A 22,103-nucleotide genomic window follows, 5' to 3' on the forward strand; every position below is an offset into this window, starting at 1 on the left:
GTTGTCTGTGGCATAGGTGGCATCAACAGCATCAACAGCACCTCAGCCGGCTCAACGTTCGCCGAGCAGCGCCGATCTGCCGAGCAGCGCGAACAGCAGTCCCGACGCGAGCAGCGATATCCCGGTAAGCAGTGCCGCGTACGGTGCGGCGGCCGCGAACGCCATCGTCGACGTGTCGGCCCACACCTGGGTGGCGAGCGTTTGCGTGTCGAGCGGCGAGAGCAGCAGCGTCGCGTTCAGCTCGGTGACGACCGAGATGAACACCATCGCCGCCGCCGCGCCGAGCCCCGGCCCCGCGAGCGGCAGCATCACGCGAAGCAGCGTCTGCCACCAGTTGAGACCGAGCGCGCGCGCGGTCTCCTCGAGGCGCGGCTGCGCCTGCATGAATGCGGCGCGCACGCTCACCAGCGCGATCGGCATGAACAGCATCGCATATGCGACCACCAGCAGCGTCGCGCTTTGATAGAGCGGTTGCAGCACGCGCACCGCGAGCGACACGATCGCCAGCGCGATCACCAGACCCGGCACGCCCTGCGCGAGGAACACCGTGCGCTCGAACAGCGTCGCGAAGCGGCCCGGATAACGCACCAGCAGGAATGCGAGCGGCACCACCAGCAACGTGGTCAGCAACGCGGCGGCGAAGCCGAAACCGAGCGACGACACCGTCGCGTTGAACAGCAGTTCGGGCGACACGTCGGCCGGCGTGACGGCGGCCGCGCCAGGTTGGGTAAGCCAGTAACCGATCATGCCGAGCGGTACGCCGAGGGTCGTGACGCCAAGCAGTGCGAAGCCCGCGACGACGATCCAGCGCCACGCGCCCAGTTCATAGCGCAACACCGCGCGCCGCGTGCCGCGATCGACGCGTTCATAGCGCGCCACGCCACGCACGCGAAACTCGAACGCGAGCACGATCAGGCAGATCACGATCAGCACGCACGCGAGCAGCGAAGCGCCGCCGCCGTCGAAACTGGTGCGGAAGTCCGCGTAGATCTGCGTGGTGAACGTGCGAAAGCGCAGCAGGGTGAATGCGCCGAACTCGGACAGCACGCCGAGCGCGACCAGCAACATGCCGCCGAGCAACGCCGGGCGCAATTGCGGCAGCACCACGCGCACGAAACTGCTCCAGCGGTTGCAGCCGAGCGCGCGCGCGCTTTCTTCGAGCGCCGGGTCCATGCCGCGCAAGGCGGCTGCGACCGGCAAATAGACCAGCGGAAAATACGCGCAGCTCAACACCAGCAACGCACCGTTGAAGTCCTGCAAATCCTCGCTGAGCGAGACCCACGCATAACTCGAAATGAAGGCCGGCATCGCGAGTGGCGCCGCGCTGAGCACGGCCCACACGCGACGTCCCGGCAAATGCGTGCGTTCGACGAACCATGCGGCGGCCGTGCCGATCACCGCGCACACGAGCGTCGTCGCCACCGTGATCAGCAGTGTGTTGACGAGCAGTTCGCCGACCAGCGGCCGGAAGACCAGCCCGAGCGCGTCGACCGCGCCGAAGCTCGCGGCGCGCCAGAACGTCAACGCGATAGGTAGCAGCACCAGCAAAGCGCAAAGCGACGCCGCCGCGAACAAACCGCGCGGCGCGCGCATACGCGCGCGCGCCGGGGCGGGGGAGACAGCCGGTTGAGCGGCTGACAGGGCTTCGCTCATTTACAGCAGGCCGGCATGGCGCAGCAGCTTGCCGGCCTGGCTATCGTCGCCGAGCTGCTGGATCGTCAGCGGCGGCGGGCTCAATTCGGCGAACGGCTTGAGAATCGGGTCCGGTGCGACGCCCGCATGCAGCGGATACTCGAACATCACGTGACTGTTCGCCATCAATTGTTGCGCGCGTTCGCTGACCAGATACGCGAGAAACTTCTGCGCGTCGCCTGCGTTGTGCGCGGACTTCAGCACCGCCGCGCCCGACACGTTCACCAGCGCGCCGGCGTCGCCGTCGCCGAAGTGATGGATCGCGCTGCGGGTCTTCGCGTCGCCGAGTTCGGCATGCAGACGCGTCCAGTAGTAGTTGTTGATCAGGCCGGTCGCGACGCCGCCGCGATTCACCGCGGCCACCACGCCTTCGTCGTCGTCGAAGATCTGCGCATTGGCTTTCAGGCCTTTGAGCCATTGCACGGTTTGCTCTTCGCCCTTCAACGCGAGCACCGCGCTCACGAGCGGCAGGAAGTCGCCGTCGCTCGGCGCGATGCCGACCCTGCCTTTCCACTCCGGCTTCGCGAGATCGAACAGCGATTGCGGCAGTTGCGACGGTTGCACCTTGGCCGTGTTGTACGCGAGCACGTTTTCACGCGCGGTCACGGCGACCCACACGCCGCCCGGCGAGTTGAAGCGCGTGGGCACGGTGGCGAGCGTGGCGCTGTCCACCTTGGCGAGCAGGCCTTTTTCTTCGAGCAGCATCAGTTCGGGCGAGTTCTCGGTGAAGTACACGTCGGCGGGCGACGCCGCGCCTTCCGCGACGATCTGCGCGGCCATTGCCGGGCCTTCGCCGTTGCGGATCCTCACCGACACGCCCGACTGCTTCTCGAAGTCTTTCGCGAGCAGATTGACGACCTGCTCGTGTTGCGCGTTGTACAGCGTGATCGACGCAGCGTGCGCCGCCGACGGCACAGTCGCGAAAGCGGTCAACGTGAGCGCGGCGACGCTGCCGAGCAGGCGCAGGCGGGTGCCAAACCAGGAGTAAGCCATGTTCCAGAAGTCCCGTTGTGATGAGGTTGGTTGATCGTGTTGTGCGTGCTTCGGGTGTTGCAGCGATGCGTTTGTGTTCGCTGAGTCGGCGCGTCGGCGTGCTTACGACTCGAACAGCCCCGCGCCGATATACGAGCCCGGCTTCGCCCCTGGCGGCACCGCGAAGATCGCGCTGCCGACGTGGGTCGTGAACTGGTTCATCATGTCGAACTTCGCGAGCCGCTCGTTGATCGGAATGAAGCCGGTGCGCGGGTCGCTCTGATGCGCGACGAAGATGAGCCCCGCGTCGTACTCGGTTTCCTGGCGCCACGGCGGCCAGCGCTCGATGTAGAAGTTCGTGCCGTCGTTGTACGAGTACGAGCGGCGCAGAATCTGCGCGCCGCTGTTGCTCGCCTGATTCGACAGACGCACGTGCGAGTTCTCCGGAATCAGCGGATTGCCGTCCTTGTCCTCTTCCTTCAGGTCGACGGGATCGAACTCGTTCTTCCTGCCGATCGGCGCGCCGCTGTACTTGTGCCGCCCGAGCACCTGTTCCTGGAAGCCCAGTTCCATGTTGTCCCAGTGTTCGAGCGTGATGCGGATGCGCCGCACGACGGTGTAGGTGCCGCCTTCCATCCATGGCGCGTCGGCGCTCGCGCGGGCCCAGACGAATTCGTTCATCAACTGCGGCTTCGCGGTCGACGGATTGTTGGTGCCGTCCTTGAAGCCCATCAGATTGCGCGGCGTCTGTCCGCGCGGACCCGACAGGAAACCGGCCTGGCCCCAGCGCATGGTCGCGTTGCCGTACGCGAGCCGCGTCAGTTGCCGCACCGCATGAAACGCGACCTGCTGATCGTTCGCGCACGCCTGGATGAAGAGGTCGCCGCCGGTTTTCTCGGGGATCAGCTGATCGCCGTTAAAGCGCGGCAAATCGACGAGCGCGGCAGGGCGGCGCGCGGCGAGGCCGTAGCGATCCTTGCCGTCCTTCGTGAAGAGGCCGGGGCCGAAGCCGAAGGTGATCGTCAGGCCGTTGGGGCCGAGGCCGAGCACGTCGCCGGAATCGGGCGCGGACTTGCTGTCGCCGGCTTCGCCCGTCGGCAGCGCGGCGGCCGTGCCGCCTTGTGCGAGACGCGCGGCCGCGTCGGTCCACGCGCGCAGCAGCGCGATGACGTCGTCGCGCTTGTCGGTCGTCAGATCGAGCGCGGCGACATACGCGTGACTCTGCTGCGGCGTGACGATGCCGCTCTGATGCACGCCGAAGAACGGCTCGACGGCCAGTTGCGGATCGGCGCCGTGTGTTTGAGCCTGGGCCTGGGCTTTGGCGAGCGCGGCCTGCGGCGCGAGCGCCGCGCCGAGGCTCGCGCCGGCCGCCATCGCGGCGCCGCCCGCTTTCAGAAAGCCGCGCCGTGACGGGCGCGGCGGTCGATCGTTTGCCATGATTGCTTCACCTTCTTTATCGCGTTAGACCGTGCCGCTCACTTCGCGAGCACCAATGTGTTCACATCGTCCTGCACGTAGTAGAAGCCATCGCCTTCGGGCGTCAGCGCGAGGCCGAACAGGTCGCCGTTGCCCGGCGGCGATTGCGCCTTGTCGGTGTCGATCCAGCGCGCGTAGATCTGCTTGCCGGTCGCCGGATCGATTTCGACAATCTGGCCGTTCAGCGCATTGGTCACCAGCAGGTGGCCGTTGGGCGCGGTCACCATCGCGAGCGGACGATGCAGCAGGCCGTCGGCGGTGAGCTGGCGGCCCACGCCGGCGCTCGTGTCGCGCGTCATCGGGTCGTCGATTTCGGTGATGCGGTTGCCGATCGCGTCGGACACGTACAGCAGCTTCTGATCGTTCGACAGCGCGAGGCCGGTCGGGCCGACGAGGAACACGCCCTTGTCGGCTTGCGCGCCGAAGCCGCTGCCCACCACGGTTTCCTTCTTCACGACGGGCGGCTTGCCGGCCGGCACGTCGAGGTCCAGACGCAGCACGGTGGCCTGCTTGAATACCGGCGGCGTGCCTTCCGCACCGCCGACGCCGAAGCCCGCATTGCTCACGAACAGCGTCGCGCTGGTGCCGTTGTCGACGACGGCCATGTTGCCCCACGGGTCGTTGATGTTCGGGCTCGTGATGGTCGACGCGACCTTGCCTTGCGGATCGAGCACGATCAGGCAGCCGGCGCCCTTGGTGCCGGTCGTGCCGTCGTTGCTCGGCGTGCTGCCGACGATCACATAGCCCGACTTGAGCATCGTCATCGCGGTCGACAGGCCGATGCCGCCGGGGCATTCCTTCAGATCGCGCGGCACCGTCGCGAACACCGACATCTGTTTGGTGTCCGGACGATAGTTGATGATCGTGCTGCCGGTGCCCTGCAGATTGGTCGAGTTGTTGAAGTTGCCGACCAGCACGTCGCCCTGTTTGATAGTGCCCGCCGTGACCGGCGCGACCACCACCGCGTAGGGGTTCTGGTCGCCGTTGTCGGGCACGGTGTTGATCAGCGTGGTGTGGTGCTTGATGGTTTCGAGGAAACCTTGCGGCTCGGCGTGCGCGCCGGCTGCGGTCGCGAAGGCGACAGCACCGGCCGCGGCGCCGATCAGTGCCCGCGCGGTGCGCGGCGAAAACTTGCGCATGGGATGGTTCACGATTGAGCCTCCGTGTCTGCGCACAAAGCGGTGGTTGCGGTCATGATCGAAAGCATGGGTGTTGGTTTGTCGAGCGTAGGGTTGGGCGCGAACCGCATCAGAAATTGATGTTGGTCCGCACGCCGATGACGAACGTGTTGCGCAGCGGCTGCGTCGGGTCGTTCGGATTCTGGCCGGCGCCGGCGTTGAACGTGTATTGCGCGTCGGCTTGCAACTGCCACCAGCCGTTGACCTGATACTGATAGGTCGCTTCGAGCGTGGTTTCGCTGGTGCGCACGCCGTACGGGCCATTGGTGAACGCGCGGAAATCCTGATCGAGTCCGTTCACGTGATTGCCGACCTTGATGTAGGTGAGCGCGAGGCCGACGCTGTCGTCGTCGCGGCCGGCGAACGGTGCTTTCAGCACGACGCCCAGGTTCGCCGCGATGCTCACCAGGTTGCGGTCGCCGGGGCCGCCCATCAAGCGCGCGAACACGCCGAGGCTGCGTGGCTCGTCAGGATTAGGACGCCATATCATCTGATCGGCGACCGCGTAGATGCTGTAGTTGCCGCGATGATTCGCGGGCACGCCCGTCGAAGCCGGACTCGCCAGCGACACACCGTTGTTGTCGTAGCGCTGGTCCGCGAAGCTGTTGTTGTTGTACCAGACGCCAAGCTTGTAGGTGCCCGGCAAGCCGTTGTTGCCCATGCCGACCATTTCGCCGTCGGCCGGCTGATTGATCGCGTACTGCAACTCACCGATCCACAACGTGCCGTTGTGCAGATTGAAGTTGGTGCCGCTCAGGTTGTCCGGGTTGTTGCCGAGCGGGTCGCCGGAAAACACGCCCGCCAGCGCCGTCAACGAAGGCGTGATCTGGCCGCGTACGCGCACGCCCAAACCCGCGAGCGGATACGCCGGGCCGCCCGACGGCATGTTGTACGAAGGCAGCGCGGGCCAGCCGAACATCGTGTTCAGGAACAGCGCCGAGTACGCGCTCGTGATGAACTCCTGATCGATACTCTGCTGACCGATCTTCACGTCGAGCCGCTTGTTCAGGAACGACTGCTGATACCACAACTCCCACAGCCGGGTGGTGTCGTCGGCCTCGATGCCGCTAGCCGTGTTCAGCGTGCCGAGCTTGTTGGCGCTCAAATTCGCGCCGTGAATCTGCAGCGCGCTGACGTTGAACAGGCCGCCCGGCAAGCCGAACGCTTTTTGCGTATCCATCTGCACGGTGGCGGTTGTCAGACCGTCGTAGTCCGCGCCGCGCGCAAGACCGCCGCGCAGATTCGCGAGCACTTCGCTGGTCTCGGTGAGTTGGAACGTCACGCCGTACTTGCCGAGCCAGGGCCGCAGGCCGCCGATGTCGCCGAGCATCTGCTCGCGGTTCCAGAAGCCGGTCCACTGGCTGGTCGGGGTCGCCTTGATGTTCAGGTCGGCTTCGGGGGCTTCGGGGGTGGCGTCCGGATTCGCTTCGGCCATGGCTGTGCCGGCCGTCAGCGATGCCCAGGCGAACGCGGTGCAAAGCGCCGCATGTCGCATCGCGGGCAAGCGCGTACGATGGGTCGGACCGAAACGCGTAGCGCGCTTGCGCGGTGGATGGTGAGCGGCAGGGCCGTCGAAGTGGGCGAGCTTCATCGAAATCCTTATTAATGTTTTATCGACTGATCTATTCATCGGGGAGCCGCGTTCCGCAGACCCGCGATTTGCCGTAACAGCCCGCGACGCCGTGCAGCAGATGAGCAGAATCGTACGCACGCGATTTGTGACAGTCAATTTAAATGAGAACGATTCTCATCAATATTACTGACATGTAATTTGCGCGTTACGGACTGCTAGGAATCGGCATGTACCTGTAATTTGGACCGAATGAAAATGTAATCTGAACGTAGGGTTGTAGTCGAACCGAACGCGTGCGGAGGTCCGCTGTCGAAAGCGCAGACTCAACCCTGGAAGGCAAAGTAAGGAGATGGATATGAAAAAACGCATTCTCTTGATGTCGATGCTGGCAAGCGCCGGTTTGCTATTGAGCGGTGTCGCAAGCGCGCAACTGAATCTGAAGCAGTTCGGCATCGGCGGCGGCGACAGCTCGGCGGGCGCTGCGCCGGCGGCTTCGTCGGGTGGCATGTCTCAGTTGTTGCAAACGTATGTGGGCGCGAACCAGCAGGTGCTGAGCGGCCAATCGAGCCTCGCGTCGGCGATGGGCATGAGCAGCGCGGCAGGGCAGGCGCAGCAGGCAGCGGGTCTCCTGAGCGGCGGCACGCCGTCGGTGAGCCAGTTGACCCAGGTAGGCAGCACGCAGCAGTCTCTCTCGCAAAAATTGACGGACGCGTTCGCGAGCCATGCGAGCGGCGGCGCGTCGGCCACGCCGGTCAACAAGGAGGCGTTTACGGAAGGCCTGTCGTCCCTCGGCAAGGGAGTGAGCCAGTATTCGAGCCTGCAGTCGGGGCTCGGTAGCATCGGTCAGATGAGCCCGTCCTCGCTGTTGCAGTCGGGGCTGAATCCGCAGACGGCGCAGAGCGCGTCGTACATCGCGCAATCGGCGCCGGGCCAACTGCAGTCGCTGATGTCGACGCTGAGTTCGGCGGTGCAATTCGCGTCGAGCCACGGCATCACCGTGCCGTCGATCGCAAGCTCCGCATTGAAGGGCGTCCAGTAAAGCGGTGGGCGGCCTGTGCTTCGGGCGCCGCTTCCACGACAGGACGGCGCCTGAAGCGGCTACGGAAAACGGTCATGTCCGGCGGGTCGGGGCGACGGGAAAAGCGGCTATGATCGTGTCCCGGACCGCCGGACGGCGCGTTGAGCCCCCAGCACGACGCCAAGGTGTGGAGGTCCGTCAGCGTCCAGCCCCAAACCCTATCGCGATCATGCCGATGTCCTACACCGTCAATCTGGAAAACTACTTCGCCCGCATCGGCTACGAAGGCCCGCGAGCGGCAACGCTGGAAGTCCTGCAGGCGATTCACCGGCTGCATCCCGCGGCGATCCCGTTCGAGAACCTGAACCCGCTCACGCGGCGGCCGGTCAAGCTCGACCTCGAATCGGTCGAGAGCAAGCTCGTCACCGCGCGGCGCGGCGGTTACTGCTTCGAGCAGAACGCGCTATTCGCCAACGTGCTGATGCAACTGGGTTTCAGCGTCACGCCGCTGCTCGGACGCGTGCTATGGGGCCGCGAGTCCGATGCCGTGCCGCCTCGCACGCACATGGTGCTGCGCGTCGACATCGGTGCGGATGCGTGGATCGCCGACGTCGGCTTCGGCAGCGTGACGCTGACCGCGCCGCTGCGTTTGACCCCCGGCCTCGCGCAGTCCACGCCGCTGGGCACGTTCCGCCTCGCCGACGCCTCGCGCGATGCGCTCTTTCTCGAAGTGCAGGCTCACGACGAAAGCTGGGCGCGCGTCTATCGCTTTGATCTGCAGCCGGTCGAGTGGATCGATTACGAAACGTCGAACTGGTACACGTCGACGTCGCCGGATTCGATTTTCGCGAGCAACCTGATCGTGTGCCGCGTGCTGCCGCAGGCACGTCTCACACTCTTCAACGATCAACTGAACGAACGCGCCGGGAACGGACAGATCGTCGGCGAGCGGCAACTCGCGAGCGCCGGTGAACTCGCCGCGTGTCTGCACGAGCGTTTTGGTCTGGATACCGGCGACATCGATATTGCCGAGGTGTTCGAGCGCGTGCGCACAGCGGCGCAAAGCGCGTAACGCATCGAACGTCGCGCGTCACAAGCAATCTGCACCGCACGGGAGTGCCGCGATGATCACGCGCCTGATCCTGCAAACGGTTATCTGGCTGACGGCCATGGGCGCGCTGCTGTTCGGCGCGGCGGGCAGCCTGGCGTGGCCGGCCGCGTGGTGGTACCTGATCGAACTGGGCGGCTTGAGTCTGTGGCTCGGGCTGTGGCTCGCGCGTCATGATCCCGGTCTGCTCGCCGAACGTCTCGCGCCGTTCGTGCAGGCGCAGCAAAGCCGCTGGGACCGTCTCTTCATGATGGGCGTCGCGCTGGCGTGGTGCGGCTGGTTGATCGTGATGGGACTCGACGCGATGCGCTTCCGCTGGTCCGCGCCGTTTCCGGTCTGGCTGGTCAGCTTCGGTTCGCTGTGCGTGTTCCTGTGCCTCTTTCTATGCTGCTTCGTGTTCCAGGCGAACAGCTATGCGGCACCGGTCGTGAAGATCCAGACGAGCCGTGGCCACAAGGTGATCGACACCGGTCCCTACGCGCATGTCCGCCATCCGATGTATGGCGCCGCGTTGTTGCTGCTCGCCGGCACGCCGTTGCTGCTCGGGTCCTGGTGGGGACTCGCATTCGTGCCCGTGATGGTGATCGGCATCGGCTGGCGCGCGGTGCGGGAGGAGCGTGTGCTTGCCGATCAACTCGACGGTTATACGGCGTACATGGCGCGGGTGCGCTATCGGTTCGTGCCGTTCGTCTGGTAGCGCGCGTTCGTTTTCTCGCTCGACACGGTGCGGACATGGCGGGTCGCGCGACGCATGGCGACCATCACATCATCTCGGGCCCGTAGCGGCATTGGCAGCCCTCAAGCATGTCTGCGCCGTTGCCGAACCGGGTAACATTGGGGCTCGGCGGGCTGGCCACGGCGCACAACCGCGTCGTACCCGCGTACCACCCACGAGGTCGGAGTGAATACAACTACAAATGCGCAAACCGCGCAGAACACATCAATTACATCGGCCGCACCGACGGCCAGCCACCCCGACCGCCAGCACGAAACTCCGGCGAGGGCACTGCCTGCCTACGAGCAGATCAAGCGCTACGTCCTCAAGCGCATCGGCGAAGGCGCCTGGAAACCGGGCGGACTGATCCCATCCGAAATGGAGTTGGTCAAGGAGTTCGGCGTGGCGCGCATGACGGTGTCGCGCGCGTTGCGCGAACTCACCGCCGAGCGCGTGCTGACGCGCGTGCAAGGCTCGGGCACGTTCGTCGCGCCGCAGCGATATGAATCGACGGTGCTGGAAATCCGCAATATCGCCGACGAAATCGCCGATCGCGGTCATCGTCATTCGGCGCACGTGCTGATGCTCGAACCGAGCGACGACCCGCACGCGCTCGACGCGCTCGGACTCGCGAGCGCCCCTGCGTTTCATTCGTGCATCGTGCACAGCGAGGAAGGCGAGCCGATCCAGTACGAGGACCGCTACGTCAATCCGAAAGTGTTCCCCGAGTATCTGCAACAGGACTTCACGATCGAAACGCCGAATCACTACATGGTGCGGCTCGCGCCGATCCAGCGCGCGGAGTTTCGCATCTACGCGCAGAAGCCCGACGCCCATGTGCGGCGGCATCTCGCGATGGACATCGGCGAGCCGTGCTTGCAGTTGTGGCGTCGCACGTGGGTCGGCGACGACGTGGCCACTTCGGTGCGCCTTTGGCATCCGGCGTCGCGCTTCCATCTGGCGGGGAGCGTGTAGCGCGTTTGATCGCCAGGCACACGCACACACTCCGCGCGCGCCGCGTCATCAGCCCTGGCGCTGTGACGTATCCGGCGAAAATCGGCAACCCAGCCGATAACGCGAGCCCGGATGCACGAAGCGCGCGAACGTCACCGCCACGCCGCTGGTCCACGTGCGGCGCATCAGCGTGAGGCACGGCTCTTCCGCGCGAATTTCCAGTAACTCGGCTTCGGCGGGCGTCGGCAGCGCCGCATCGACGACATGCTCGACGTCGTGCGCGGGCACGATCTCGAGCAGATACTCCGACGGCCTCACCGCCGAGAAATCCTGCTGCAGAAAGTCCGGCGCGACGGCCGGATTCACGTAGCGGTCTTCGAGCTGCACCGGCAACCCGTTCTCCCGATGCACGCAGGTCACATGAAACACCGACGCGCCGTGCGCGAGCCCCAACGCATTCGACACGTTCACCGGCGCCGTCTCGCGTTGCGACAGCACCGTATCGCACCGGTATTCATGACCGCGCGAGCGGATCTCGTCGCCGATATGCGCGATCATCAGCAGCGTCGATTGAGGCTTGCTTTGTGCGACGAAGGTGCCGACGCCCGACACGCGCGTGACGAACCCTGCGTCGGCCAGCTCACGCAGCGCGCGATTGACCGTCATGCGCGACACGCCGAGCGTCGCGACGAGATCAAGTTCCGACGGCAGTCGGTCGCCCGCCTGGCGTGCGCCCGACTCGATGATCTGGCGAATGTGGTGCTTGACCTGTTCGTAGCGCGCGGCCGGCGCCTCGTCGGCCGCGCGCGCGATTTTCGGCGCGGCGACTGGCGGCTTGTCGTGAGCCTTGCTGCGAAGCGTGGAGGTCATTGGCGGCGCTCGCTAACGGTGGCGTGAGACGGGCGGGGGCACATGCACGTGCGGAAAGCGGCGCGTGTTCATAGCGGCGGCGCGTCGTCGGCCTCGCGCGTCCAGAACGCGTTGCGGTCGAAGTAGTTTTGCAGGAACTGCCGCAAACGCGGCTGCCCGGCATCGTGAAACACGTCGCGCGGGTTGCCCTGCACCGCGATACGCCCCTGGTCGATGAACATCACCTTGTCCGCGACCTGCGCGGCAAAACCCATTTCATGCGTGACCACGGCCATCGTCATGCCATCGCGCGCGAGTTGCTTCATCACCTGCAACACCTCGCCGACGAGTTCGGGATCGAGCGCCGAGGTCGGCTCGTCGAACAGCATGATGTGCGGCTCCATCGCGAGCGCCCGCGCAATCGCGACCCGTTGCTGCTGACCGCCCGAGAGTTTCGCCGGATACGCGTCGCCCTTGTGCGCAAGGCCCACGGTGTCGAGCATCGCGTTGGCGCGGCGGCGCGCTTCATCGCGCGACAGATGCCGCACGCGCAGCAGCGCTTCCATCACGTTGCCGAGGGCGCTCATGTGCGGCCACAGATTAAACTGCTGAAACACCATGCCGACGTTGCGCCGCACGCGATTGATCTCGCCCGGCGACGCCCGCACCCGTTTGCCGTTGCGCTCGCTATAGCCGAGCAGTTCGCCTTCGATGCGCACGTCGCCCTGATCGTACGTTTCGAGCGCGGCGAGGCAGCGCAGCAGCGTGCTCTTGCCCGAGCCCGACGGCCCGATGATGCAGACCACTTCGGAGCGCGCGATCTGCAGATCGACGCCGCGCAGCACTTCGACGTCGCCGAAGCGTTTGCGCAGATCGCGCACTTCGATCAGCGGTGCGCCGGGCGGCGTCGATACGGCGGCGCCAGCGGTTGACGCGGAGGAGGGCATGTCGGCGATGGCGTTCATAAGAGCTCCGGTTTCATGCGATGAAGCGTGCGATGCGGGCTTCGGCCCACATGCCCGCGCGCGAAGTCAGCTCGACCAGCGCGAGGTAGCACACGCACAGCACCAGCAGCGTTTCGACGAAAGCGAAAGTGGCCGAGCCGATGCCGGTCAGCACGAACGTCAGCTCGGGCACGGTGACGATGGACAGCACCGCGGTCTCCTTGCTGAGCACGATGATCAGGTTGGTCAGCGCGGGCACGATCAGCACCAGCATTTGCGGCACCTGGATGCGCAGCACCGCTTGCCAGCGCGTGAGGCCGAGACATGACGCGGCTTCGAGATGGCCGGTGGGAATCGACTGGAAGCCGGAGCGGAACGCTTCGGCGAAATACGCGCTGCCATAAAGGCCGAGGCCGAGCACGCCGGCCGTCATCGGTTCGAGCGTGAGACCGACCGAGGGCCCGCCGTAGTACAGCAGAAAGAGTTGCACGAGAAACGGCGTGCCGCGAAACAGTTCGATATAGATGCGCAGGAGGCCGCGCACCCAGCGTCCGCAGAACAATTGCAGCACGGCGATCAGGAAGCCGATCACGAGGCCGATCGCGACGCCCGCGGCCCATGTGCCGAGCGTCGTCGCGAGTCCGGCGGCGATCGGCTGCAGGTTGTGCGTGATGACGGTGGGGTCGAGGGTTTGCATGGCGTGGGCCGCGTGAGATGGCGTCGTCTCGGAGATCAGGCGTGCTGCAACCGGTACTCGGCAGTGTGTGCGACAAGCGCGAGCGTGCCGCAGATCACGAAGTAGATCAGCCCGGCCGCGAGATAGGCTTCCAGCGGCCGATACGTGCTCGCGGCGATGTTCTGCGCGGTGCGCGTCAACTCGGCGACGCCGACCACCGAGATCAACGACGAAGCCTTGATCAGCAGCACCATTTCATTGACGAGCGACGGCAGCGTCAAACGGAACGCTTGCGGTACGAGGATACGCCGCAGCATGTCGAACGGAGAAAGGCCGAGCATGCGCGCCGCTTCGAGATGTCCCGGCGGAACGCTGAGAAAACCGCCGCGCAGAATCTCGGCGATATACGAAGCGGAACAGAGCGAGACCGCGCTGAGTGCGGCGACGATCGGCGACACGTTGATCCCCGCGAACGGCAGCAGGTAGTACACGAGCAGCAACTGCACCAGCATCGGCACGCCGCGAAAGAAGAACACGTAGGCGCCACCGAGCATGCGCACCGCGCGCTTCGGCGAAAGTCGCGCCGCGCACACGCCGATCGCGACGAAGAAGCCGATCACGAGCCCCGTCAGCGAAATGCCGATGGTGGCGAGCGCCGCGTGCAGCAGCAGCGGCAAGCCCTGAACGAAGACGGTCGTGCTGAACATGGACGGCGCTCGCTGGAAACTCGCTGGAACGAAGGAGGGCGATGCGGGTCGCGGCGGTTCGCGAAGGCTCGCATCGCTTGCGTCAAAACATTTGCATCGACGCGTTAAGCCGGGCCGAGGCGCGAAGCGATCAGTAGTTCGGCGCGGGCATCGTGGTCGGCGCGTCCATCGCGACGCCGAACCATTTCTTCTGCAACGCCGCGAGGCGTCCATCGTTGTGCATCTTGACGAGCGCGGCGTTGAACGCGTCGGCGAGTGGCTTGCTGTCCGCGTCCTTGCGCAACGCGTAAGCGAAGTACACCTTGGCGCCGAACGGCGGCTGCACCACGGCGAAAGTGTCCGGACGCTGCTTCGCGACATACGCGATGTTGGTCATCGAGTTCGCGACCGCCGCGATGCGGCCGGCGGCGAGATCGGCGTAAGCCTGATTGTTGTCGACGTATTCGCGGATTTCCGGCGGCTTCGGCAACGTGGCGACGTAGGCCTTCAACTGGTCCAGTTGCGCCGAGCCCTTGCCCGCGCCGACCGTCTTGCCCGCGATATCCGCCGACTGTTTGAGCGACGTGTCTTTCGCGCGTTTGAGCAGCGCGTCGGTGGCGTCCGCGACCGGCAGCGTGTATGTGTAGCGCTCCATGCGCGCCTTCGTGACCGTTAGCGGTCCGCCCACCATGTCGAACTTGCCCGCTTCGAGACCCGGCAGCACGCTCGGCCAGGGAAGGTCGATGAAGCGTACTTTCACGCCCATTTCCTTGCCGACCTCGGCGAACAGGTCCTTGTTGAAGCCCGCCTGCTGACCGTTTTCGAGGAAGTCGAACGGCGCGAACTGCATCTCGGTGCCGACTACCAGTTCACCCGCTTTCCTGACTTTGGCGAGTTGATCTTCCGCGTGCGCGGCGACACTGGCCGCGCACAACGCCACCATGACCAGACGACACTTCCAGCCTGCAAGGATGCTCATGGGATTCTCCGGTTGGCAAAGCGGTGGCGCGCGAACGCGGTGCGTTCGACGGGTTCGGCGCGGGTCATGCGAGGCAGTATATACCGCGTTTTTTCGCGCGAAACAAATAAACCTGCGGGTAGAGAAAAGCCCTTATATGAAGGGCTCAAATGCAGCTTGCCGGTGTCCTTTTGGCGGTATATACAACGGCAATGCAAACGCTGCGCGAACGCCGTTGCATGTGCTTGCCGCCGTGCTGCGTCCGCGTGTTTCGTCAGTCGATACAACCGTCCTTCTGGGAGCAACGCGATGCCCGTGACCCGCATTCCGATCATCGATTTCGCCGGCGTGCGTGCGGGCGACCCGCAGGCATTGCAGCGCGCCGCGGCGGAAATTCGTGAAGCGTGTACGACGATCGGCTTCTTCTACATCGTCAATCATGGCGTGCCGCAAGCCTCGATCGACGCCGCCGCCGACGCGGCCCGCAGGTTCTTCGCGTTCGCCCCGGAGATCAAGCGGCGCGCGGCGGTCAATCATCGGCATCGCGGCTTCAATGCGCTCGGCGACGCCACCATGTACCAGGCGAAGCGGCCGGACTACAAGGAGTTCTTCAGTATCGGTCTCGAACTGCCGGAAGACGATCCCGATGTGCTTGCGGGTCAGGCGCTGCGTGGGCCGAACAACTGGCCGGACTTCATGCCGGAGCTGCGTCCCGCGCTGTACGGTTACTACGAGGCGGTCGGCGCGTGCGGCGCCGATCTGCTGCGCGCGGTGGCGGTGAGTCTCGGCGTCGACGCAAATTTTTTCGCGCCGCGTTATACCAAGCGGATGCAGCGCACCCAGATGGTCTACTATCCGCCGCAGCCGCCTCAATTGGATGAAGATCAGTTCGGCGTCGCGCCGCATACCGACTATGGCTGCATCACGTTGCTGTGGCAGGACCAGGTGGGCGGCCTGCAGGTGCGCGAGATCGCCAACGACACGTGGGTGGAGGCGCCGCCGGTCGAAGGCAGCTTCGTCGTGAACGTCGGCGATCTGCTCGCGCGCTGGACCAACGACCGCTTTCGCTCCACGCTGCATCGCGTGATCAATGCATCGGGCCGCGAGCGCTATTCGATCGCGACGTTCTATGATCCGACCTACGGCGCAACGGTCGATCCGCGCGAGCTGGGCGCGAGCGACGCCGAGGTGCGATATCAGCCGGTTGCCGCCGGCGACTACATCCTCGGACGTATCAACGATTCGATGGGTTATCGAAAGAAACACGCTGAAGGCACGCAAGGAACCACTGCATGACAGATCACGGCAACACCCATGACGCAACGCACGAAGCCACACGCGGCGCGGCGCCGCTGGCGTCGACACTCGACGCATTGCGCGCCGCGCTGGGCGACGATTCGGTGCGCATCGGCGACCAGATCGGCGAACGTGCGCTAACCGACTGGACGCGCCACGAGCCGACGCGGCCTGCTGCGCTGCTATTGCCGCGCAGCACCGAAGAGGTGTCGCGTGCGCTGGCGATCTGCCACGCCGCGCATCAACCGGTGGTGCCGCAAGGCGGCATGACCGGCCTCGCGGGCGGCGCGATTGCGCGCGCCACGGATATCGCGTTGTCGCTCGAACGGTTGACGGGGGTCGAAGAGGTCGATGCCGCGTCGGCCACGCTGACGGTACTTGCCGGCACCACGTTGCAAGCTGCGCAGGAGGCCGCCGCCGAAGCCGGCTTCGAACTCGCGCTCGATCTCGGTGCGCGCGGCTCGTGCCAGATCGGCGGCAATCTCGCGACCAACGCGGGCGGCAATCGCGTGATCCAGTCGGGCACCGCGCGCGACCAGGTGCTCGGTCTCGAAGTCGTGCTCGCCAACGGCGACGTGCTGAACTCGCTCGGCAAGATGGTGAAGAACAACACCGGCTATGACCTGAAGCACTGGTTCATCGGCTCCGAGGGCACGCTCGGCGTCATCACGCGCGCGGTGTTGCGCCTGCATCCGCAGCGCAAGGCGCGTCATACGGCGCTCGTCGCGCTCGACGGCTACGACGCCGCCGTGAATCTGCTGCGCCGTTTGTCGACGCGCTTTGGCAACGACATCGGCGCGTTCGAGATCATGTGGCCGGACTTCTACGACTTCGGCGTGAAGCTGACCGGCACGCGTTCGCCATTCGCCGAAACGCATCCGCTCTATGCGTTGATCGAGCATGCGAGCTTCGATGCGAGCGACGACGGTGAGCGCTTCTCTGCCGTGCTGACCGATGCACTCGATGGCGGTGCGATTCGCGACGCGGTGATCGCACAATCGGTGGCCGACGTACGCGCGCTCTGGGCAATCCGTGAGTGCACCGCGGAGTTTCCGGTGCGACTCGACGCGATCAACTTCGACGTGAGCTTGCCGATCGGCGAGATCGGCGCGTTCGTCGACCGTTGCCGCGCAGCGCTCGATGAACGCTGGCCCGGCAACGCGTCGTATTTCTTCGGGCATATCGGCGATTCGAATCTGCACGTGACCGTCGACGGAAATTCGATCGCCGGCGTCGATCATCACGCGGTCTACGCGTTCGTCTATGAGATGCTCGGGCCGTTGCACGGCTCGGTGTCGGCGGAACACGGGATCGGTTTGCTCAAGCGCGAATTTCTGCCGATCTCGCGCTCGCGGGCGGAGTTGGCCGCGATGGTCGCGATCAGGCGTGCGCTGGATCCGCACGGCATTCTGAATCCGGGCAAGCTGTTCTGAGCAAGAGCGGGGCGCCTATCGACGAGCGCGCCCACGGGCGTGGCCGCGGCGCGTGTTGGGCTCAGCGAAGGCGAGCCCCGCATGCGCCGCTCAAAGCTTCAATGCGTGGCGACGGAATCGAGCCCGGTCGAACGGACGGTGGCCTGCACACCCGGCGACGCGAGATAGTCGAGCAACGCCTTGGCTTCCTGCGGATGCTGCGCGCCGACCGGAATGCCGGCGGCGAAGCGCGTGACCGATTGCACCGACTCCGGAATCTTGCCGACGAACGCGGCGCCTTGCACCGGCAGCAACTCGCTGACCTGCTGGAAGCCCACTTCGTAATCGCCATTGGCGACGACCGACGCAACCGGAATCTTCGGCACCATCTTCGCCTTGGCTTTCACCTGGTCTTCGATGGCGAGCCGTTTGAACAGCTCGCGTTCGATATAGACGCCGCTCGCGCTATCCGAGTACGCGATCGATTTCGCGTGCAGCAAGGTCTCTTTCAACGCGTCGACCGAGCCGATGTCGGGCTTCGGCGCACCGTCGCGCACGACCATGCCGATGCGCGAATCCGCGAGTTCGACGCGCGAACTGGGGATCACTTTGCCTTGCTTGATCAGATCGTCGAGCGCATAGCCGACCATGATGACGACGTCCGCGGGTTCGCCGCGTTCGAGTCGATTGGGAATGGCTTCAGGGGCTTTGCCCATCGACGGGCCGAGGATGGTGTCGAGCGTATTGCCGGTCGAGCTTGCGAATTGCGGGCCGAGCAGTTTGTAGGCGGCGGTGAAGCCGCCGGAACTCATGACGCGAAGCTCTGCCGCCTGCACGTCGGAGGCGGCGACGGTGCTGGCGAGCAGACCGGCGGTCAACATGGACAGAAAGAAGGTTTTCATCGGGATCGGCGTGTAGTGCGAAAAAGGTGAAAGCGGAATGAAACGCGGGTGCGCGGTTTGCGATGGCTTTCGCCGCGCAGGATGAACCATACCCGAACGGCCGACGCACGAGAACCCGTGCGTGACGAGCACGCTACGCGCGTGAGCCGAGAGGGCAGGGACAAGCACGGGCGATGCGGCGAACGGCGCGCAACGCGTGTGCGTCGCGCGCGATCTCCGTCAATGAGCGTCGAGGTACCGCGCGATCACCGGATACACATCCACCGACGCGTTCTTACCGAAGATGCAATCGATGTGTCCATAGCCTGGAATCAGATGCCGTTCGTAGGGCTGCTCGGGGAACTCGCTGGCGAGCATGTCGAAAGTGAGTTCGGTGCTTTTCGGCAGATAGGTTTCGTTTCTATCGCCGTGGATGAAGCCGATCGGCAGGCGCAATCCCTCCAGTCCCTTCATGCCGTCCGCTCCGGTTAGGTAGACATCGTTGCCTTCGGCGTCGACGACCTTGCCCTTGCGCACCATCGTCGCGAGATGCTTGAAGACCTCGACGTCATGCACACCGAGCAATTCCTGCAGATTCGCGTGCAGCGTCTCGTTGAGCTTTTCATGCTCGTAAAGCAGGCCATACAGGAAGGTCGCGCGATGACAGATCGGGTTGCCGCAGCCCTCGTCGTGATCGATCGGGTAAAGCCGTAGCGCTTCGTCGAGCAGGTTCGCCGGCCACGAGTCGTCCTGCGTGTACGCGGTCAGATCGCGCACGTTCAGATGCTGCATGATGTCGGGGATGTGCAGGCCGGCCTTGATCCGTTGCAACGTGCCCGGCACCGGATGCGTCGACACCTGCGAGATCACCGCCGAGCGCACCCCTTCGAGTCCGGACAGCAACGACATGCTCAACGCGAGACCGCCAAGGCAATGGCCGACCGCCTGAATCTGCTGCGCGCCGGTCAGCTCGCGAATCTTCGCGACGGCGACGGGGATGTCCTCGCGCGCCACTTTATCGACGTTGGTCGGCACCAGCACGCTCGGCATCTCGATGCTCACGCGCAGATCGACGAGCCAGACGTCATAGCCGGCCGCGCACAGATACTCGACCATGTTGGTCGCGATCAGATCGGTCGAAAAGATGCGGCTCGATACACCGGAGCCGTGAATCAACAGCACCGGGCGCGTGGTTGTGCGCGCGGGGTCGACATAACGCGTGAGCCTAAGCGTCGTGCCGTCCGGCGTATCGAAGAAGAAGGTTTGCGGCGCTGGCGCGCGCAGCGCGCGCTTCAGACGCGGCGTCGCGTTCGGGTCGAAGAATTGCAGCGGCGCGGCCACGCCGCCGTATTCGGTAAACAGCACGCCCGCGAAGAACTTGCCGAACTTCAGTGTCCATTCGAGGCGCGTCTTCAGGTCGGGCGTATTGGTGACTTCGAGCGTGCGTTGCTGCTTGAGGAAGTTCTCCGGCGTGATGATCAGCGTAGCCTTGCCGATTACGGGCGCATCGACTGGCGGCGTGTCGCGGAGCTCGGCAAAGAGCGTGTTGGTCTGCTCCCACAGATTGACCGCCGAAGTGCGCGTGATGATCTTCTGTCCGCTGAGATAGTACGTTTTTCCTTCGACGGCGTTCAGCGTCATCCGGTAGTTCATGTCGCGCTCGTCGACGTCCGAAGCGTCGACGACGAACAGGTTGAACGTGCCGTCGGTAATCGTCATCGGCTGCGCGGACAGTGCGGCGCAGGTGAGCGTGCCGGCAGTGCGCGCGAGATGATTGGGATTGCCAAGCATGTCGGCGAGATCGTCCGATTCGACGGTTAGCGTGAATTCGATCGAGCTGGTCGCGGCGTCCCCCGCAACGGGTTGACCGGCGGGCGTGTACGTGCCGACCATCGTTTCGGTGAAACGCAGGCCGATCTTTCCGGCAGGCGGCGTCGCGGCGTTGCCCTTCGCGGCATAGTCGATCGACCAGCCGTGCGCGGCCGCGAGCAGCGCGCAATTGCGCTCGGCGAGCGCGGAAATGGTCAGCAGCGGATTCACGCCGAGCGACATCGGCATCACCGCGCCGTCCATCACGTACAGACCGTCGTGCACCGCGCTGCCCGCCGCGCCGCTGAACACGCGGCCCTGATGATCGACCACGCCGCGCTCGGCGTCCTCGCCCATCCCGCAGCCGCCGAGCGGATGCACGGTGACGGTCCGGTTGCCGACGATCTCGGTGGAAATCGGATTGCGCAGGTACTTGCCGCCGAGCGGCACGGTCGCCTGCTTCAGCGCGTCTTCGATCGTTTGAAAGATCGGCTGCCGCCCCGCGTTCTCCCACGCGATGCGCGCGCGGCCCTTGTCGTCGACGCTGATCTGGCCGCTTTCGTCGTCATGCGCCATCACCAGATAGCTTTGCGTATGGTTGAGCGCGCCGTGATAAGGACCGCGCAGCACGCTCTCGATCACGCGCGCGTCGTAGGCGAGCTTCTGATGCAGCGAGCGCGGTCCCCCCACATCCACACCTTCGAGCGGCGCGGCCGCGCCCAGCAGGCCGACGAGCCCGACCCCCACCGCCCCCGCGAGCGAGCCTTCTTCGATCACGTAGCCGTCTTTCACGTTCGCGGTGTTGCGGTTGTCGATCAGACCGGTGATGGTCGGCCCGACTGGCGGAATCTCGCCCTCGTCGTGCGAGCCCCAACCGACTCCGTTGATCGGGTCGTCCGTGTTGTACGCGAAAGCGAGCACGTCGCCGTTGCCGGTGAAGTGCCGGCCGAGCATGTCCGACGTGCCGAGTCCTTCTTTGCGCGAGCGCAGCAGCAGCGCCGTCGAGCCGATCGTGCCGGCCGCCACGATGACGATATCGGCGCTCACGAACAGATCGGGCGCGCCATAGCTTTCACGGCCGAGCTGTACCAGCTGGAAGCTCACTTTCCACTGCGGTCCGCCGTTCTCGCGCGTCACCGAATGCACCGCCGCACCCGTGAAAATCTGCGCGCCATGCGCGACCGCATCGGGCAGATAGTTCATGTGCGTCGAGTTCTTCGCGTCGTAGTTGCAACCCGAGTTGCAATCGCCGCAACCCACGCAGGCCTTCTGATAGACACCCGCTTCGTTGACGCCCGCTTTGAAGGTCACGGTGATCGGCGGGCGTCGGAAGCGGTCGGCCATGCGGAGCGCCTGCGCCGATTTTTCGAGCGCCTGCAATTTCGGCAGCGGGGGATAGTCGGACGGCACCGCGAGAGGTTGCAGCATCGCGCTGGCTCGCTGGTAGCCCTCGTCGCGTCCCGTCGTGTCGGTGCGCAACGCGGCCGGCCAGCGCGGGTCGTCCCATAGGCGCGGGTCGGCTTCGAGCGCGACGTTCGCGTTGATCAGCGAAGTGCCGCCCAGACCGCAACCGACCACCGCGTTCACGTCGTCGTTCACGTGCACTTCGAGCAGCGCGAGCGGCGAGCCGATGTGCGCGATGGCGGTGTTGTACTGGATCTGCTCCGCGCCCTGGATCGGCGTGCGCGGAAACTCGCCCGCCATGAATTCGCGCCCGCGTTCGAGCACGCAGACGCTGCGGCCGGCGCGCGCCATGCGGCTCGCGGCAATCGCACCGCCGTAACCGGAGCCCACCACGACCACGTCGTAATGACCTTTCAGCGCCGTCGGCGCGCTCGATAAGCGGTTCATCAGGACCACCTCGTAGGGAATCGAATGCGGGGAAGGAGATGCTGGACTTCGGAAG

Annotated in this window: 18 protein-coding genes; 6 read left to right on the forward strand and 12 right to left on the reverse strand. The window is 65.2% G+C overall.

All coding sequences use genetic code 11. The features are described from left to right. Positions 1–51 precede the first annotated feature (51 nt). The 5 genes from BGI01S_RS20945 to BGI01S_RS20965 form a co-directional block, all read right to left on the reverse strand. Positions 52–1,653 (reverse strand): ABC transporter permease, encoded by a 1,602-nt coding sequence (locus BGI01S_RS20945; RefSeq protein ID WP_042327937.1) that lies wholly within the window; start codon positions 1,651–1,653, stop codon positions 52–54. Next, complete coding sequence (locus BGI01S_RS20950) at positions 1,654–2,685, reverse strand: iron ABC transporter substrate-binding protein (protein ID WP_042327938.1); 1,032 nt, start codon at positions 2,683–2,685, stop codon at positions 1,654–1,656. A gap of 102 nt (positions 2,686–2,787) precedes the next feature. Next, positions 2,788–4,101 (reverse strand): iron uptake transporter deferrochelatase/peroxidase subunit, encoded by a 1,314-nt coding sequence (gene efeB / locus BGI01S_RS20955; protein ID WP_042327939.1) that lies wholly within the window; start codon positions 4,099–4,101, stop codon positions 2,788–2,790. 38 nt (positions 4,102–4,139) lie between these two features. Next, a complete protein-coding gene (locus tag BGI01S_RS20960; RefSeq protein ID WP_042327940.1) occupies positions 4,140–5,279 on the reverse strand; it encodes an NHL repeat-containing protein in 1,140 nt (379 codons plus the stop codon). A 109-nt stretch (positions 5,280–5,388) separates the two neighbouring features. After that, a complete protein-coding gene (locus tag BGI01S_RS20965; protein WP_042327941.1) occupies positions 5,389–6,909 on the reverse strand; it encodes a carbohydrate porin in 1,521 nt (506 codons plus the stop codon). Between the two features lie 337 nt (positions 6,910–7,246). Between BGI01S_RS20965 and BGI01S_RS20970 the strand changes: the two genes are divergently transcribed. The 4 genes from BGI01S_RS20970 to hutC (BGI01S_RS20985) all read left to right on the forward strand — a co-directional run bounded on the left by BGI01S_RS20970 (position 7,247) and on the right by hutC (BGI01S_RS20985) (position 10,707). Then, complete coding sequence (locus BGI01S_RS20970; protein ID WP_042327942.1) at positions 7,247–7,930, forward strand: hypothetical protein; 684 nt, start codon at positions 7,247–7,249, stop codon at positions 7,928–7,930. A gap of 214 nt (positions 7,931–8,144) precedes the next feature. Next, complete coding sequence (locus BGI01S_RS20975; RefSeq protein ID WP_042327943.1) at positions 8,145–8,981, forward strand: arylamine N-acetyltransferase family protein; 837 nt, start codon at positions 8,145–8,147, stop codon at positions 8,979–8,981. 52 nt (positions 8,982–9,033) lie between these two features. After that, complete coding sequence (locus BGI01S_RS20980; RefSeq protein WP_042327944.1) at positions 9,034–9,714, forward strand: methyltransferase family protein; 681 nt, start codon at positions 9,034–9,036, stop codon at positions 9,712–9,714. Positions 9,715–9,960: 246 nt separating this feature from the next. After that, positions 9,961–10,707: a histidine utilization repressor gene (gene hutC / locus BGI01S_RS20985; RefSeq protein WP_042328095.1), complete on the forward strand. Its 747-nt coding sequence runs from the start codon at positions 9,961–9,963 to the stop codon at positions 10,705–10,707. 48 nt (positions 10,708–10,755) lie between these two features. On the opposite strand, the gene hutC (BGI01S_RS20990) is transcribed toward hutC (BGI01S_RS20985), so the two are convergent. From hutC (BGI01S_RS20990) to BGI01S_RS21010, 5 genes are all read right to left on the reverse strand, one after another. Beyond that, complete coding sequence (hutC, locus tag BGI01S_RS20990; protein WP_042327945.1) at positions 10,756–11,556, reverse strand: histidine utilization repressor; 801 nt, start codon at positions 11,554–11,556, stop codon at positions 10,756–10,758. 68 nt (positions 11,557–11,624) lie between these two features. Then, positions 11,625–12,500, reverse strand: coding sequence for an amino acid ABC transporter ATP-binding protein (locus BGI01S_RS20995; protein WP_042327946.1), 876 nt, complete (start codon positions 12,498–12,500; stop codon positions 11,625–11,627). A gap of 13 nt (positions 12,501–12,513) precedes the next feature. Beyond that, complete coding sequence (locus BGI01S_RS21000) at positions 12,514–13,176, reverse strand: amino acid ABC transporter permease (protein WP_042327947.1); 663 nt, start codon at positions 13,174–13,176, stop codon at positions 12,514–12,516. 35 nt (positions 13,177–13,211) lie between these two features. Then, complete coding sequence (locus tag BGI01S_RS21005; RefSeq protein WP_042327948.1) at positions 13,212–13,862, reverse strand: amino acid ABC transporter permease; 651 nt, start codon at positions 13,860–13,862, stop codon at positions 13,212–13,214. A gap of 130 nt (positions 13,863–13,992) precedes the next feature. Further along, positions 13,993–14,820: a transporter substrate-binding domain-containing protein gene (locus BGI01S_RS21010; RefSeq protein ID WP_042327949.1), complete on the reverse strand. Its 828-nt coding sequence runs from the start codon at positions 14,818–14,820 to the stop codon at positions 13,993–13,995. Between the two features lie 288 nt (positions 14,821–15,108). On the opposite strand from BGI01S_RS21010, the gene BGI01S_RS21015 reads away from it, so the two are divergent. Both BGI01S_RS21015 and BGI01S_RS21020 read left to right on the forward strand, forming a co-directional pair. Beyond that, on the forward strand, positions 15,109–16,095 hold the full coding sequence (locus tag BGI01S_RS21015) for an isopenicillin N synthase family dioxygenase (RefSeq protein WP_042327950.1): 987 nt from the start codon (positions 15,109–15,111) through the stop codon (positions 16,093–16,095). Then, positions 16,092–17,528, forward strand: coding sequence for an FAD-binding oxidoreductase (locus BGI01S_RS21020; protein ID WP_042327951.1), 1,437 nt, complete (start codon positions 16,092–16,094; stop codon positions 17,526–17,528). Before BGI01S_RS21015 ends, BGI01S_RS21020 begins: the two co-directional genes overlap by 4 nt. 98 nt (positions 17,529–17,626) lie before the next feature. Here the strand turns inward: BGI01S_RS21020 and BGI01S_RS21025 are convergent, their stop codons facing one another. Then, entirely contained in the window at positions 17,627–18,409 is a 783-nt protein-coding gene (locus BGI01S_RS21025; RefSeq protein WP_042328096.1) for a substrate-binding domain-containing protein, read from the reverse strand. Between the two features lie 219 nt (positions 18,410–18,628). Continuing rightward, a complete protein-coding gene (locus tag BGI01S_RS21030; protein ID WP_042327953.1) occupies positions 18,629–22,048 on the reverse strand; it encodes an alpha/beta fold hydrolase in 3,420 nt (1,139 codons plus the stop codon). Positions 22,049–22,103 lie beyond the last annotated feature (55 nt).

It is taken from the genome of Paraburkholderia ginsengisoli NBRC 100965 (assembly GCF_000739735.1).
Lineage (GTDB): Bacteria > Pseudomonadota > Gammaproteobacteria > Burkholderiales > Burkholderiaceae > Paraburkholderia > Paraburkholderia ginsengisoli.

Bases quoted from the DNA above. Each gene is read 5' to 3' on its own strand.
- BGI01S_RS20945 (WP_042327937.1), bottom strand. From the start codon at position 1,653: ATGAGCGAAGCCCTGTCAGCCGCTCAACCGGCTGTCTCCCCCGCCCCG.
- BGI01S_RS21010 (WP_042327949.1), bottom strand. From the start codon at position 14,820: ATGAGCATCCTTGCAGGCTGGAAGTGTCGTCTGGTCATGGTGGCGTTG.
- BGI01S_RS20960 (WP_042327940.1), bottom strand. From the start codon at position 5,279: ATGCGCAAGTTTTCGCCGCGCACCGCGCGGGCACTGATCGGCGCCGCG.
- BGI01S_RS21030 (WP_042327953.1), bottom strand. From the start codon at position 22,048: ATGAACCGCTTATCGAGCGCGCCGACGGCGCTGAAAGGTCATTACGAC.
- BGI01S_RS20965 (WP_042327941.1), bottom strand. From the start codon at position 6,909: ATGAAGCTCGCCCACTTCGACGGCCCTGCCGCTCACCATCCACCGCGC.
- BGI01S_RS21015 (WP_042327950.1), top strand. From the start codon at position 15,109: ATGCCCGTGACCCGCATTCCGATCATCGATTTCGCCGGCGTGCGTGCG.
- hutC (WP_042327945.1), bottom strand. From the start codon at position 11,556: ATGACCTCCACGCTTCGCAGCAAGGCTCACGACAAGCCGCCAGTCGCC.
- BGI01S_RS20995 (WP_042327946.1), bottom strand. From the start codon at position 12,500: ATGAACGCCATCGCCGACATGCCCTCCTCCGCGTCAACCGCTGGCGCC.
- BGI01S_RS20950 (WP_042327938.1), bottom strand. From the start codon at position 2,685: ATGGCTTACTCCTGGTTTGGCACCCGCCTGCGCCTGCTCGGCAGCGTC.
- BGI01S_RS20975 (WP_042327943.1), top strand. From the start codon at position 8,145: ATGTCCTACACCGTCAATCTGGAAAACTACTTCGCCCGCATCGGCTAC.
- BGI01S_RS21025 (WP_042328096.1), bottom strand. From the start codon at position 18,409: ATGAAAACCTTCTTTCTGTCCATGTTGACCGCCGGTCTGCTCGCCAGC.
- BGI01S_RS21000 (WP_042327947.1), bottom strand. From the start codon at position 13,176: ATGCAAACCCTCGACCCCACCGTCATCACGCACAACCTGCAGCCGATC.
- BGI01S_RS21020 (WP_042327951.1), top strand. From the start codon at position 16,092: ATGACAGATCACGGCAACACCCATGACGCAACGCACGAAGCCACACGC.
- efeB (WP_042327939.1), bottom strand. From the start codon at position 4,101: ATGGCAAACGATCGACCGCCGCGCCCGTCACGGCGCGGCTTTCTGAAA.
- BGI01S_RS20970 (WP_042327942.1), top strand. From the start codon at position 7,247: ATGAAAAAACGCATTCTCTTGATGTCGATGCTGGCAAGCGCCGGTTTG.
- BGI01S_RS21005 (WP_042327948.1), bottom strand. From the start codon at position 13,862: ATGTTCAGCACGACCGTCTTCGTTCAGGGCTTGCCGCTGCTGCTGCAC.
- BGI01S_RS20980 (WP_042327944.1), top strand. From the start codon at position 9,034: ATGATCACGCGCCTGATCCTGCAAACGGTTATCTGGCTGACGGCCATG.